Annotated in this window: 11 protein-coding genes; 8 read left to right on the top strand and 3 right to left on the bottom strand. The window is 69.0% G+C overall.

Annotated elements, in window-relative coordinates; translation table 11 throughout:
- Window positions 1–41: 41 nt before the first annotated feature.
- Window positions 42–1,403 (bottom strand): LLM class flavin-dependent oxidoreductase, encoded by a 1,362-nt coding sequence (locus KRX52_RS05995; RefSeq protein ID WP_217680413.1) that lies wholly within the window; start codon window positions 1,401–1,403, stop codon window positions 42–44.
- Window positions 1,404–1,711: 308 nt separating this feature from the next.
- Between KRX52_RS05995 and KRX52_RS05990 the strand changes: the two genes are divergently transcribed.
- Complete coding sequence (locus tag KRX52_RS05990; RefSeq protein ID WP_217680411.1) at window positions 1,712–2,800, top strand: sigma-54 interaction domain-containing protein; 1,089 nt, start codon at window positions 1,712–1,714, stop codon at window positions 2,798–2,800.
- A gap of 37 nt (window positions 2,801–2,837) precedes the next feature.
- Here the strand turns inward: KRX52_RS05990 and KRX52_RS05985 are convergent, their stop codons facing one another.
- The gene (locus KRX52_RS05985) at window positions 2,838–3,791 is read right to left on the bottom strand and encodes a TauD/TfdA dioxygenase family protein (RefSeq protein ID WP_217680409.1); all 954 of its coding nucleotides are present in this window, start codon (window positions 3,789–3,791) and stop codon (window positions 2,838–2,840) included.
- A gap of 59 nt (window positions 3,792–3,850) precedes the next feature.
- On the bottom strand, window positions 3,851–5,212 hold the full coding sequence (locus KRX52_RS05980; RefSeq protein WP_217680407.1) for an LLM class flavin-dependent oxidoreductase: 1,362 nt from the start codon (window positions 5,210–5,212) through the stop codon (window positions 3,851–3,853).
- 394 nt (window positions 5,213–5,606) lie between these two features.
- Between KRX52_RS05980 and KRX52_RS05975 the strand changes: the two genes are divergently transcribed.
- The 7 genes from KRX52_RS05975 to KRX52_RS05945 all read left to right on the top strand — a co-directional run bounded on the left by KRX52_RS05975 (window position 5,607) and on the right by KRX52_RS05945 (window position 12,652).
- Window positions 5,607–6,683, top strand: a complete 1,077-nt coding sequence (locus KRX52_RS05975; protein WP_217680405.1) for an ABC transporter substrate-binding protein — start codon at window positions 5,607–5,609, stop codon at window positions 6,681–6,683.
- Window positions 6,684–6,862: 179 nt separating this feature from the next.
- Window positions 6,863–7,597, top strand: a complete 735-nt coding sequence (locus KRX52_RS05970) for a sulfite exporter TauE/SafE family protein (protein WP_217680397.1) — start codon at window positions 6,863–6,865, stop codon at window positions 7,595–7,597.
- A gap of 319 nt (window positions 7,598–7,916) precedes the next feature.
- Window positions 7,917–8,984 carry an ABC transporter substrate-binding protein gene (locus KRX52_RS05965; RefSeq protein WP_217680395.1) on the top strand — a complete coding sequence of 356 codons (1,068 nt, stop codon included), beginning with the start codon at window positions 7,917–7,919 and terminating at the stop codon, window positions 8,982–8,984.
- A gap of 7 nt (window positions 8,985–8,991) precedes the next feature.
- On the top strand, window positions 8,992–10,203 hold the full coding sequence (locus KRX52_RS05960) for an MFS transporter (protein ID WP_217680393.1): 1,212 nt from the start codon (window positions 8,992–8,994) through the stop codon (window positions 10,201–10,203).
- The gene (locus KRX52_RS05955) at window positions 10,200–11,033 is read left to right on the top strand and encodes an ABC transporter permease (protein WP_217680387.1); all 834 of its coding nucleotides are present in this window, start codon (window positions 10,200–10,202) and stop codon (window positions 11,031–11,033) included. Before KRX52_RS05960 ends, KRX52_RS05955 begins: the two co-directional genes overlap by 4 nt.
- A gap of 12 nt (window positions 11,034–11,045) precedes the next feature.
- Window positions 11,046–11,819 carry an ABC transporter permease gene (locus KRX52_RS05950; protein WP_217680386.1) on the top strand — a complete coding sequence of 258 codons (774 nt, stop codon included), beginning with the start codon at window positions 11,046–11,048 and terminating at the stop codon, window positions 11,817–11,819.
- Window positions 11,820–11,830: 11 nt separating this feature from the next.
- A complete protein-coding gene (locus KRX52_RS05945) occupies window positions 11,831–12,652 on the top strand; it encodes an ABC transporter ATP-binding protein (RefSeq protein ID WP_217680384.1) in 822 nt (273 codons plus the stop codon).
- The last annotated feature ends 173 nt before the right edge of the window (window positions 12,653–12,825 follow it).

The following is a 12,825-nucleotide window of genomic DNA, read 5'->3' as shown; positions in this document are numbered from 1 at the left end:
GGTGATGCCGCCGATCTTGTTGGCAAAGCGAAGGTGGGCTTTCAGCTGGCGGCGCGCTGCTGGCGCTGCAGGGCGTACTGGTTTTCCGGCCGGGCCAGGCCGAAGTGCTCGCGCAGGGTGGTGCCGGCGTACTCCGCGCGGAACAGCCCGCGCCGGCGCAGCTCCGGCACCACCAGCTCGATGAAGTCCTCGAGGCCGCCCGGCAGCCACGGCGGCATGACGTTGAAGCCGTCGGCGGCGCCGTTCTCGAACCACAGCTGGATCTGGTCGGCGATCTGCTCGGCGCTACCGACCACAGTCCAGTGGCCGCGGGCGCCGGCGATGCGCAGGTACAGCTCGCGGATGCTCAGCTGCTCGCGCGCGGCGAGGTCGAGCAGCAGCGCCTGGCGGCTCTTGCCACCGTTGGTTTCCGGCAGGTCCTGCGGCACCGGGCCGTCGAGGTCGTAGCCGGAAAGGTCGGCGCCGATCATCCCGGACAGCAGCGACAGGCCGACCTGCGGGTGGACCAGCTCCTGCAGCTGCTGGTACTTGGCCTGCGCCTCCTCTGCCGTGCGGCCGACGATGGGCAGGATGCCGGGGAGAACCTTCAGTTCCTCGGGACGGCGGCCGTACCTGGCCAGGCGGCCCTTGACGTCGGCATAGAACGCCTGGGCGCTTTCCAGGCTCTGGTGGGCGGTGAAGATCGCCTCGGCGGTGCGCGCGGCGATTTCCTTGCCGGCCTCGGAGGAGCCGGCCTGCACCAGCACCGGATAGCCCTGCGGCGAGCGCGCCACATTGAGCGGGCCCTTGACCTGGAAGTGCTTGCCCCGGTGGTTCAGCTCATGCAGCTTGGCCGAGTCGAAGAACTGGCCGCTGGCCTGGTCGCGGACGAAGGCGTCGTCCTCCCAGCTGTCCCACAGGCCCTTGACCACGTCGAGGAACTCGTCGGCGCGCTCGTAGCGCAGGGCATGGTCGAGATGCTCGTCGCGGTTGAAGTTGCGCGCCTCGGCCAGGGTGTTGGAAGTCACCTGGTTCCAGCCGACGCGGCCCCCGGAGATCCAGTCCAGCGAGGCGAACTTGCGCGCCAGGTTGAACGGCTCGTTGAAGCTGGTGCTGACCGTGCCGATCAGGCCGATGCGCTCGGTCACCGCGGCCAGCGCCGAGAGCAGGGTGAAGGGCTCCAGGTAGGAGGCCCGCGCGGTGCGCGCGGCGACCTCGTAGCTGCCGGCACTCTCCAGGTTGACCGCCACGCCGTCGGCGACGAACAGCGCATCGAACTTGGCGGCTTCGGCGAGCCTGGCCACCCGCAGGTACTCCTTGAAGTCCACCTCGGCGCCGGCCGGCACGTCCGGATGGCGCCAGGCGGCGATGTGATGACCGGTGGCCATCAGGAAGGCATTCAGGCTCAGTTGACGCTTGCTCATGAAGGATTCCCTGTCCGTCGAGGAATTCGGCTTGCCGCCGCTGCGGCGCTGAAAGGATGAGTGCAGCAAGCGTGCCAATCCGTCCAAGCCGGTGAAATCAGTGCATTAACCCTGACGATCGCTGCCAACTGTGACCTTTTGCGCAGCGCCAGCAACCTTCTGCCGGCTTTCCGCCAGCACCTCGCGCAGTCCTGCACTCGCCTGAAAAAGATAAAAAGGAATATACAAATCAACTTTGATTATTTTTAAACATAAGTAGACCTCGCTAGAGTCCAGACCAATCGAGATCCCGTATCAGCGAGGCCACCATGAATGCTCCCGTCCTGACCCTGGCGCCCCATGAAAACAGCCGCGAGGAAATCCGGGCCAAGGCGCTGCTGTTCGCCGATATCCGCTCGCAGCAGCTGCTGGCCCAGGCCGAGCTGGTCGCCGCCAGCCCGGCGCCGGTGCTGATCCATGGCGAGACCGGTACCGGCAAGGAACTGCTGGCCCGCCACCTGCACAAGCGCAGCGGACGCAAGGGGCCATTCGTTGCCGTCAATGGCGCGGCGATCAGCGAAAACCTGGCGGAGAGCGAGTTCTTCGGCCACGAGGCCGGCGCCTTCACCGGCGCCAACGGCCGCCGTGAGGGCTGGTTCGAGGCCGCCCAGGGCGGCACCCTGTTCCTCGACGAGATCGGCGACCTGCCGCTGGCGCTGCAGGTCAAGCTGCTGCGCGTGCTGCAGGAACGCGAGGTGGTGCGGGTCGGCGGGCGCAAGCCGATTCCCATCGACGTGCGCATCGTCACCGCCACCCACGTCGACCTGCAGTCGGCCATCGCCGCCGGGCGCTTTCGCGAAGACCTCTACTACCGCCTGAACATCGTCACCCTGCGCATTCCGCCGCTGCGCGACCGCCCCGGCGACATCCTGCCGCTGGCCCAGCACTTCCTCGCCCAGTTCGCCCACGAGCACGACCGCCCGCTGCCGCAACTGGCTCCGGATGCCGTGCAGCGCCTGCTGGCGCACAACTGGCCGGGCAATATCCGCGAGCTGGAAAACACCCTGCTGTCCGCCGCCCTGCTGGCGGGCGGGCCGCTGATCGAGGGCAGCCACCTGCAGTTCAGCCGGCGCGCGGTCGCCAGCCAGGGCGTGCTGCCGGCGAGCAGCGGCGCCCCGGCCGACCAGCTGTGGCAGGGCATCCAGCAGCAGCTGCAGGAACTGCTCGACCACGAGCATGCCGAGCTGTGGTCGCGCTGGGAGGCGCTGCTGGTGCAGACCACCCTCAGTCGCCATCACTTCAACCAGGTGCACAGCGCCGACCGCCTGGGCATCAGCCGCCACGCCCTGCGCACGCTGATGAAACGCTACGACCTGCTGCCGCCGCCAGCCGGGGCGCGCTACGGCAGCGCCGGTTGAACGCACGCCCCGCCCTTGCCGGCGAGGCGCTGTCCTCCTACTCCCGCGTATGCGCCAGCACCGGCCGCCCCTCGATGGCGGTCGATTGCCTGCCGTCCGGGCCGACCGGCACCTCGCCGACCAGGGTGACGCGGTACAGCTGGCGGGCGAAGTCGCTGGCGTAGATGTCTTCCGGCGGCAGGTGCGCGGTGGCGCGGTTGTCCCAGAACGCCACATCGCCGGCCTGCCACTTGAAGCGCACCGTGTACTCGGGGCGGATCGCCTGCTCGAACAGCAGCGCCAGCAGCTGCTCGCTCTCGCGCAGGCTGAGGCCGACGATGCGCTTGAGGAACGCCGGGCTGACGAACAGCGCCTTCTCGCCGGTCAGCGGATGCACGCGCACCAGCGGGTGCTCGCTGACCAGCGGCGTGGCCGCCAGCGGGTCGCTGAAGCCCTGGCGCGCCACGCTGCCCTCCGGCGGGGTGAAGCGATGCTCGCCGCGCAGGCTGTCGACGAAGGCCTGCAGGGTCGGCGACAGGCCCTGGTAGGCGGCCACCAGGTTGGTCCACTGGGTGTCGCCGCCATAGGGCGGGATGTCCACCCCGCGCAGGATCGCCGCGGCCGGCGGGTTGACCGCCGCGGTGACGTCGGTATGCCAGCCGCTCCACGGCCGCACCAGGCGCTGCGCGCTGAAACGGCTGTTGAAGCGGTCACGACCCACCGAATAGACCTCGGGATGGCCCTCGACGTAGCCGAACACCGGATGGCCGATGGTCAGCTCGCCGAACTGGCGGCCGAGAGCCACCTGCTGGGCGTGGTCGAGGTGCTGGTCGTGGAAGAACAGCACCTTCCAGCGCAGCAGCGCGGCATGAATCGCCTCGCGCTGTTCGGGCGACAGCGGACGCTTGAGGTCGACGCCGTCGATGCGCGCGCCGATGTGGATGGATAAAGGGATGACCGCCAGCCCTTCGGCGGCCGGGACTTCGGAATGACGCAGGGGGACGGCCGGCATGGGCGGCTCCTGTGGACAAGAGGGCGGCAGCCGCCGCCCCCGGTTGTGGATAACCCGGCTCAGACCGCCGCACGCTGCTCCTGCTGAAGCACATACTGGTTGTCCGGCCGCGCCAGGCCGAAGTGCTCGCGCAGGGTGCTGCCGGCGTACTCGTAGCGGAACAGGCCACGTTTGCGCAGCTCCGGCACCACCAGTTCAATGAACTCGTCCAGCCCGCCCGGCAGCCAGGGCGCCAGCACGTTGAAGCCGTCGGCCGCGCCGTGCTCGAACCACTGCTGGATCTGGTCGGCGATCTGCACCGGCGTGCCCACCACCGTCCAGTGGCCGCGGGCGCCGGCGATGCGCAGGTACAGCTCGCGGATGCTCAGCTTCTCGCGCGCCGCGAGCTCCTGCACCAGCGCCTGGCGGCTCTGGTTCTGGTTGGTGACCGGCAGCGGCGGCAGCGGGCCGTCGATGTCGTAGCCGGACAGGTCGGCGCCGATCAGCCCGCTGAGCAGGTTGACGCCGACCCGCGGGTCGATCAGCTCCTGCAGCTCACGGTACTTGGCCTGGGCCTCCTCCTCCGTGCGGCCGACCACCGGGAAGATGCCCGGCAGAATCTTCAGCTCATCCGGGCTACGCCCGTACCTGGCCAGGCGTCCCTTGACGTCGGCGTAGAAGGCCTGGGCGCTTTCCAAAGTCTGGTGGGCGGTGAAGATCGCCTCGGCGCTGCGCGCGGCGATCTCCCTGCCCGGCTCCGAGGAGCCGGCCTGCACCAGCACCGGGTAGCCCTGCGGCGAACGGGCCACGTTGAGCGGGCCCTTGACCTGGAAATGCGCGCCCTGGTGGTTGAGCACATGCAGCTTGGCCGGGTCGAAGAATTGGCCACTGGCCTTGTCGTGGACGAAGGCATCGTCCTCCCAGCTGTCCCACAGGCCCTGCACCACGTCGAGGAACTCCTCGGCGCGCTGGTAACGCTCGCCGTGCTCGGGCAGCGCGTCCTGGTTGAAGTTGAGCGCCTCCGCCGGCGCCGAGGAAGTCACCAGGTTCCAGCCGGCACGCCCGCCGGAGATCCAGTCCAGCGAGGCGAAGCGCCGCGCCAGGTGGTAGGGCTCGTTGTAGGTGGTGCTGACGGTGCCGATCAGGCCGATGCGCTCGGTGACCGCAGCCAGCGCCGCCAGCAGGGTGAACGGCTCCAGGCGGGTGCCGCGGGCGGTCAGCGCCAGCTCGTCCAGGCTGCTGCCGCCGTTGCCCGAGGCCGCCGCCACCGAGTCGGAGACGAACACCGCATCGAACTTGGCCGCCTCGGCGGCCTTGGCCACCCGCAGGTACTCGGCGAAGTCGTGGTTGGCGTGCTCGGGCACGTCGGCGCGGCGCCAGGCGGCGATATGGTGGCCGGTGGGCAGGATGAAGGCGTTCAGGGCAAGCTGGCGCTGGCTCATGGGGGATTCCTCTTGGCAGACAGTCCGGGCGGCATCCAGGCCGCCGACAGGGGTAGTCCCTGGTTTGCAGCCGCCATGCCAACCCTGCCGGGCCTTGCCGCACGGGCCTTGTGCAGCGTCGACGGCGAACTCGACCAGAGCGGCGCTGTGGCCTTTTCGGCAAAGCGCCGCGGACGCTGTGGCATATCCCGCAGTAGCTGCCACGGCCGCGATGGCCTTTCGCGCGGGCGCCATCGGCTGGCACAACCACCAGGCCACGCCTGCCCGGCCTGCAGCGGCCGCGCATACTCATATGTCTTTTTATTTTCAAAAAAGGCACGTCAATTGCTTTTTCGTATTTAACGGGCAGCGCGCCTGCCCCAGCCCTGCGTGCCTCTGCGAAAAGGAAAAAACCATGAAGAACAAACTGTTGGCCGCCACGCTGTTCGGCCTGCTCAGCGGCGGCCTGTTGCCGAGCGCCTCCCTGCTGGCGGCCGAAGAGCCGACGGTGATCCGCTTCGGCGTGGCCCAGGTCGGCAAGGGCGGCGAGCCCTACTCCAACGGCGGCACCGCCGGCCTGGCCGACCAGCGCAAGGCGATCCAGGAGGAGCTCAAGGGCCACAACATCCAGGTGGAATGGCACTACTTCAAGGGCGCGGGACCGGCGGTCAACGAGGCGCTGGCCAATAAGCAGCTGGACTTCGCCACCCAGGGCGACCTGCCGGCGGTGGTCGGCAAGGCCGGCGGCCTGGATACCCGGCTGATCGCCGCCGACAGCCTGCTCAGCTCCGTCTACCTGGTGGTCCCCGCCGATTCGCCGATCAAGACCCTCGCCGATCTCAAGGGCAAGAAGGTGGCGCTGTTCAAAGGCACCAACCTGCACCTGGCGATCCTCCGCGCCCTGCAGCACGAAGGGCTGCGCGAGCGCGACTTCCGCCACGTCAACATGGACTTCGCCACCATGGCCGCCGCGCTGGCCTCCCAGGACATCGACGGCGCCTGGTTCCACCAGACGGCCTTCGACCTGCAGGCTTCCGGGGTCGGGCGGATCATCTACGACTCCCGCGCCGCGGACGCCAAGCTGACCCGCCAGTCCCACGTGCTGGTGCGCGGCGAGTTCGAGCGCCAGCACCCGCAGCTGGTACAGAAGGTGGTCGACGCCCTGGTCAAGACCGCCGCCTGGGCCACCCAGGACGCCCACCAGGACGAGGTCTACAAGCTGTGGGCCAACTCCGGCACCGCCGAATCCTCGCTGCGCGCCGAGCAGCAAGGCCAGTCGTTCGCCCGCCGCTACTCGCCGCGCCTCGACGAATTCTTCGTCGAGCGCTACCGCGCCACCGTCAAGGAGTCCAAGGCGCTGGGCCTGATCCGCAACGACGTCGACGTCGCCCAGTGGGTCGAGCCCAAGTACGTCGAGCGCGCCATCGAGCAGCTCGGCCTGCAGCAACTGTGGCCGCAGTACGACGCCGACAACCGCCTGGTCAGTCGCTGATCCCTCCCCCGGCGCAGGCGGCCACACCTGCGTCGGCTTCACCACCCCGCTCTGGAGAACCGCTCGGGCCATTGCCCGCCGGTCCCGGAGCGTTTGTCGTTGCTGCGCGCCTCGCGGCGTCCAGCTGCACCAGTCGGCGGCAACGGCCGGCCGACGGCATTTACGGAGACAGCAACAACGTGCTTACCGAAGCGATCATCGTGGCCGGAGCCCTGAGCGGCGGCGTCGTCACCGGCCTGGCCGGATTCGGCACCGCCCTGACCGCCCTGGGCTTCTGGCTGTATGTCGTCGACCCCGCCATTGCCGCCGCGCTGGTGGTGATCTGCTCGGTGGTCGGCCAGGTGCAATCGCTCTGCCGGGTGCGCCGCGCCGTCAGCTGGACGCTGGCCTGGCCGTTTCTGCTCGGCGGCCTGCTCGGCGTGCCCGTGGGGGTGCTGGCCCTGCAGGTCATCGATGCGCAGACGCTGAAGGCTGCCCTCGGCTTGTTCCTGGTCGGCTATACCGCCCTGATGCTCGCCCTGCGCCGGTTGCCGACCGTGGCCCACTGGGGCGGCCGCCTGGCCGACGGCCTGGTCGGTACCAGCGGCGGCGTGCTGGGCGGCATCGCCGGCCTGTCGGGCGTACTGATGAGCATCTGGTGCGGCCTGCGCGGCTGGAGCGCCGACTGCCAGCGCGGGATCTATCAACCCTACAACCTGATCGTACTGAGCATCGCCCTGGGCATCTACGCCAGCCAGGGCCTGCTGACGCCGCGGGTCTGGGAACTGAGCCTGCTGTGTCTGCCCGCCACCCTGCTGGGCACCTGGCTGGGCCTGCGCCTGTACGGGCGGATCGACGACCGCCAGTTCCGCTATCTGGTGCTGTGGCTGCTGCTGGCCTCGGGGCTGGTGCTCAGCCTGTCCAGTCTCGGCTAGGCGCACTCCCCGCCTGCCGCCGCGGCTGCCGCCCCTCTTCGTCACTGTGGTTTATCCAACAGTTCGTCAAGGCGGCTGTGCAATCCCCCGCGGCCCCGTGGCCGCCTCGCCGGCCGACGCGCCAGCACCGCGGGCGCAGCCGCCGGAGCCTGCCCACAGCGGCAGTCGGGCGCCTCCCGGCCTGTTATGTCGTTATGGCATTTCAATTTAATGATTTGAAATCTGTTGGCATAACAACTGCAACCTTCCCTGGCGTACCCGTCGCGCCGCCTTGCGGTGAGCCGACCCGCCCAGACCGACGAACACAGGAATTCCCGCCATGAAACACAAGCTGCTGCTCCCCCTCGTCGCCGCCCTCGCCAGCGGCTGGCTCGGCATCGCCAGCGCCGCCGAGCAACCCCAGGTGATCCGCTTCGGCCTGGCCACCGTCGGCAAGGGCGGCATCCCCTTCGCCTCCTCCAGCGTGACCAGCCTGGCCCACCAACGCCAGGCCATCGAGAAGGAGCTGGAAGCCGACGGCATCAAGGTCGAGTGGACCTACTTCAAGGGCGCCGGCCCGGCGGTCAACGAGGCGCTGGCCAACAAGCAGCTGGATTTCGCCTGGCAGGGCGACCTGCCGGCAGTGATCGGCAAGGCCGGCGGCCTCAATACCAGGCTGATCGCCGCCGACGGCCTGCTCGCCTCCAACTACCTGGTGGTGCCGGCCGACTCGCCGGCCAAGAGCCTGGACGATCTCAAGGGCAAGAAAGTGGCGCAGTTCAAGGGCACCAACCTGCAGCTGGCCACCGCGCGCACCCTCAAGCGCGAAGGCCTGCAGGATCGCGACTTCCGCACCATCAACATGGACTTCCCCACCGCCGCCGCCGCGCTGGCCTCCAGGGACATCGACGGCGCCTGGCTGTCATCCACCGCCTTCGAACTGCAGAAGAACGGCGTCGGCCGGATCATCTACGACACCCGCGCGGTGGACGCCCGCCTGACCCGGCAGACCCACGTGCTGGTCGACGGCGACTTCGAGCAGCAGCATCCGGAGATCGTGCAGAAGGTGGTCAACGGCCTGGTGAAAACCGCCGCCTGGGTGTCCGCGCCGGAGAACGACGACGCTGCCTTCGCGCTGTGGGCCAAGTCCGGCACCCCGGTCGACTCGCTGCGCGCCGAGCAGGGCGACCTCACCCTGGCGCGCCGCTACTCGCCGCGTCTCGACGAGTTCTTCGTCGACCGCTACCGCGCCACCGTCGCCGAATCCAAGGAGCTGGGTCTGCTGCGCGGCGACGTGAACGTGACCGGCTGGGTCGAGCCCAAGTACGTCGACACCGCCATCGCCCAGCTCGGCCTGCAGCAGCTGTGGCCGCAATACGACGCCGCCAACCAGCCGCTGACCCGGTAAGCCGCGCATGACCACGACATCCGCCGGACTGGCGCACGGGCGCAGCCTGGCCAGCTTCGTCCTGCTGGCCACCCTGGCCGGCATCGGCGTCGGCCTGGCCAAGGTGACCACCGCGCTGTACGCCATCAGCCTGCAGGCCACCCCGCTGCAGCTGGGGCTGATCGCGGCGGCGCAGACCGCCGGCCTGCTGCTCACCAGCCTGCCGTGTGGCGTGCTGGTCGAGCGCCTCGGTCCGCTGCGCCTGTTCGTCCTCGGCAGCCTGCTGGCCGGCGCCCTGTTCCAGCTGGTGCCGCTGGTGCCGCACCCGCTGTACCTGCTGGCGCTGACCCTGCTGATCGGCCTGTGCATGCCGTGCCGCTTCGTCTCGCTGAACACCGTGTTCATGCAGCAACTGGCGCAGATGGGCGAGGCGCGCGCCGGCTGGTTCCGCGGTTCGCAGATGATCGGCCTGCTGCTGATCGGCCCGACCCTGGCGGCGCTGCTGATCGACTGGCGGGGACCGGCCGGCAGCTGGAGCCTGATCGGCCTGGCCTTCGTGGTGCCGGTGCTGCTTGCGCCGCGGGTGCTGCGCAGCTACCCGGCGCAGCGCAAGGTCGCCGAGCGCCTGAGCCTGGGCGCGTTTGGCCGCCAGCTGGGCCTGCTGCGTCACGACGCGCAACTGCGCAACAACTGCCTGCTGGACTTCTGCGTGCAGGCGGCGGCGATGTTCTTCGCCTTCTTCATCGTCGCCATCACCGTGCGGGACTACGGCTGGTCGGCGCAGCAGGCGGCCGCCCTGCTCAGCGGCCACGGCCTGGCCTTCATCGTGGCGCTGTTCTTTCTCGGTCGGCGCTTCGGCGGTCGTGGCCAGACCAGCTTCGCCAGCAGCCTGCTGCTCAGCGCTGCGGCCCTGCTGGCGCTGGGACTTGGCCAGCAGGCAGCGCTGCTGTGGGCCGGCGGCCTGCTGCTGGGCATCAGCCTGGGCATGCTGCAGATCACCACCCTGTCCAGCTATGCCCGCCAGGGCCTGCGCCTCGGCCATGGGCGCATCGCCGGCCTGGCGGCGCTGATCGGTCCGGCCGGCAGCATGACCGGCTGTCTGCTCGGCGGCCTGCTCGGCGAGTCGTTCGGCCTGCAGCGGCTGTTCCTGCTGTTCATCCCGCTGCTGCTCGCCTTCCTGCTGGTGCCGCTGCTGCGCAGCCACTTTCCCGCCCTGTCCGCCCGGAGGACTTCCCCATGAGTACCACCCCAGTCGCGGGCGTTGCCCGCCCGTTGTCGCTGCGCCCCTGGCCGAGCCTGGCTCGGCCGCTGAGCTGGCTCGGCGGCCAGAGTGTCGCCCTGCTGCTGCCGCTGGGCCTGCTGCTGCTCTGGCAGGTCGCCGTCAGCCGGCAGTGGGTATCGACGCAGATCCTGCCGCCGCCGGGCCTGGTGCTGCAGACCTTTCTCGACCTCGCCGGCAGCGGCGACCTGTGGTTCGAGCTGTCAATCAGTCTGCAGCGGGTGCTGATCGGCTCGGCTCTCGGCGCTGCCATCGGCCTGGCGCTCGGCCTGCTGATGGGCCTGTCACGCCAGGTCGAGGCCTACCTGTGGCCGCTGTTCCAGGCCATCAGCCAGGTGCCGGTGCTGGGCTGGATTCCGCTGCTGATGATGCTGGTCGGCATCGACGAGACGCTCAAGTACCTGGTGATCGCCAAGGCGGTGCTGGTGCCGATGACCATCAACACCTACGCCGGCATCCGCAACATTCCCGAGAGCTACCTGGAAGTGGCCCAGGTGTACCGCTTCAACCTGCTGCAGCGCCTGCGCCGGGTGATCCTGCCGGCGGCGCTGCCGAGCATCTTCACCGGCGTGCGCTTCGCCCTGACCAAGGGCTGGATCGCCCTGGTCACCGTCGAGCTGCTGGCCTCCAGCGAGGGCATCGGCTACCTGATGGTCGACGGCCGGCAGATGTTCCAGCTCGATCTGGTGATCGTCGCCATGCTGGTCATCGGCCTGGTCGGCCTGCTGCTGGACAAGGGCCTGGCGCTGATCGAAACCCGCCTGCAACGCTGGCAGCGCCAGGCGTTCTGAGGAAAAAACACCATGACTGACCTTGCGAAAAGATTGCCCGACCTGCGCGGCTGGGTGGTGCCGGTCGGCCTGCTGTTGCTGTGGTGGTTGGCCACCGCGCAACAGTGGGTCGACACCAAGCTAGTCGCCAGCCCGCTGGCGGTGGTCGAAGCCGCCTGGCAGGCCGCGGTCAGCGGCGAGCTGGTGAACAACCTCGGCGCCAGCCTGCAGCGCAACCTGACCGGCTTCGCCCTCGGCGGCCTGCTCGGCCTGCTGTTCGGCACCCTGCTCGGCCTGTCGCGGCTGGCCGAGCGGCTGGTCGGGCCGACCTTCCACACCGCCAAGCAGATCGCCCTGTTCGCCTGGATCCCGCTGCTGTCGGCCTGGTTCGGCTTCGGCGAGCCGGCCAAGCTGGCGTTCATCGCCCTGGCGGTGTTCTACCCGGTGGCGCTGAACAGCTTCGAGGGCATCCGCGCCACCCGCCACGAGCTGTACGAGGTGGCGCGGGTGCTCGGCCTGTCGCCGGCGCAGCGCCTCTGCAAGCTGGTGCTGCCGTCCGCCGCCCCGGCGATCTTCACCGGCCTGCACCTGGGACTGATCTACGCCTGGCTGGCGACCATCGGCGCCGAGTACTTCTTCTCCGCCGGCCCCGGCATCGGCAACAGCATGATCGACGGCCGCGAGCACTTCGAGATGGATCAGGTGCTCTACGGCCTGCTGGTAGTCGGCAGCGTGGGCCTGCTGCTCAACCGCCTGGCCACCTGGATCGAAACCCGCACGCTGGCCTGGCGTGTGCGCAGTCATTGAGGGTAATAGCGATGAGCAAGACCGATTTCCTGACCCTGCACGGGGTCGACAAGCGCTTTGCGGTCAAGGACGGCGAACTCAGCGTGCTGGAGAACATCAGCCTGAACATCCGTCAGGGCGAGTTCATCAGCATCGTCGGCGGCAGCGGCTGCGGCAAGTCCACCCTGCTGCGCCTGCTGGTCGGCCTCGAAGAGGCCAGCGCCGGCCGCCTGCTGCTCGACGGCGTACCGATCCGCGGCACCGACCCCGCGCGCGGCATCGTGTTCCAGGACCACCGCCTGTACCCCTGGCTGACCGTCGAGGACAACGTGCTGCTGGCGCTGGCCAACTCGCCGCTGGGCCAGGCCGAGCGCCTGGCCACCGTGCACCGCCACCTCGAGCTAGTCGGCCTGCAGAACTTCACCAAGGCCTATCCGGCGCAGCTGTCCGGCGGCATGAGCCAGCGCGTGGCGATCGCCCGCGGCCTGGTCAACCGGCCGAAGATCCTGCTGCTCGACGAACCCTTCGGCGCCCTCGACGCCCTCACCCGCGCCCAGCTGCAGGAGGAACTGGCGCGCATCTGGCTGGCCGAGGGCATCACCACCGTGCTGGTCACCCACGACGTCGACGAGGCGGTGCTGCTCGGCGACCGGGTGGTGGTGATGGAGCCGCGGCCGGGGCGGATCAAGCGCATCGTCGCGGTCGACCTGCCGCACCCGCGCAGCCGCGACGACTACCGCCTCAACGATCTGCGCAACGACATCCTGCAGGACTTCAGCCACCACCAGGCCTCGCCGCTGGTGAATCCGCAGCTGGAGCCACGGACGTTCCGCAGCTACACCATGGCCTGGTAGCCCGCCGACCGAGGGGCCCCCACGATCGCCGTGCAATCGGCTTGTGGGCACCCCTCTGCCACGCCTTCCAAGCGCCGCCGGCAGACCCTGCGGCGCGTTTTCACGACCATTTTTTTATATTCAAAATAGACATTAATATCGAATTAATAATTCTTTTTGGAATTAAAAGAATT

The organism is Geopseudomonas aromaticivorans (assembly GCF_019097855.1).
Lineage (GTDB): Bacteria > Pseudomonadota > Gammaproteobacteria > Pseudomonadales > Pseudomonadaceae > Geopseudomonas > Geopseudomonas aromaticivorans.
The sequence above is the reverse complement of the archived record's forward strand: the minus strand, read 5'-3'. Positions and strand labels throughout refer to the sequence as shown.

Excerpts from the sequence above, each read along its gene's own strand:
- KRX52_RS05945 (WP_217680384.1), top strand. The coding sequence starts at position 11,831 with ATGAGCAAGACCGATTTCCTGACCCTGCACGGGGTCGACAAGCGCTTT.
- KRX52_RS05960 (WP_217680393.1), top strand. The coding sequence starts at position 8,992 with ATGACCACGACATCCGCCGGACTGGCGCACGGGCGCAGCCTGGCCAGC.
- KRX52_RS05990 (WP_217680411.1), top strand. The coding sequence starts at position 1,712 with ATGAATGCTCCCGTCCTGACCCTGGCGCCCCATGAAAACAGCCGCGAG.
- KRX52_RS05965 (WP_217680395.1), top strand. The coding sequence starts at position 7,917 with ATGAAACACAAGCTGCTGCTCCCCCTCGTCGCCGCCCTCGCCAGCGGC.
- KRX52_RS05980 (WP_217680407.1), bottom strand. The coding sequence starts at position 5,212 with ATGAGCCAGCGCCAGCTTGCCCTGAACGCCTTCATCCTGCCCACCGGC.
- KRX52_RS05975 (WP_217680405.1), top strand. The coding sequence starts at position 5,607 with ATGAAGAACAAACTGTTGGCCGCCACGCTGTTCGGCCTGCTCAGCGGC.
- KRX52_RS05985 (WP_217680409.1), bottom strand. The coding sequence starts at position 3,791 with ATGCCGGCCGTCCCCCTGCGTCATTCCGAAGTCCCGGCCGCCGAAGGG.
- KRX52_RS05995 (WP_217680413.1), bottom strand. The coding sequence starts at position 1,403 with ATGAGCAAGCGTCAACTGAGCCTGAATGCCTTCCTGATGGCCACCGGT.
- KRX52_RS05955 (WP_217680387.1), top strand. The coding sequence starts at position 10,200 with ATGAGTACCACCCCAGTCGCGGGCGTTGCCCGCCCGTTGTCGCTGCGC.
- KRX52_RS05950 (WP_217680386.1), top strand. The coding sequence starts at position 11,046 with ATGACTGACCTTGCGAAAAGATTGCCCGACCTGCGCGGCTGGGTGGTG.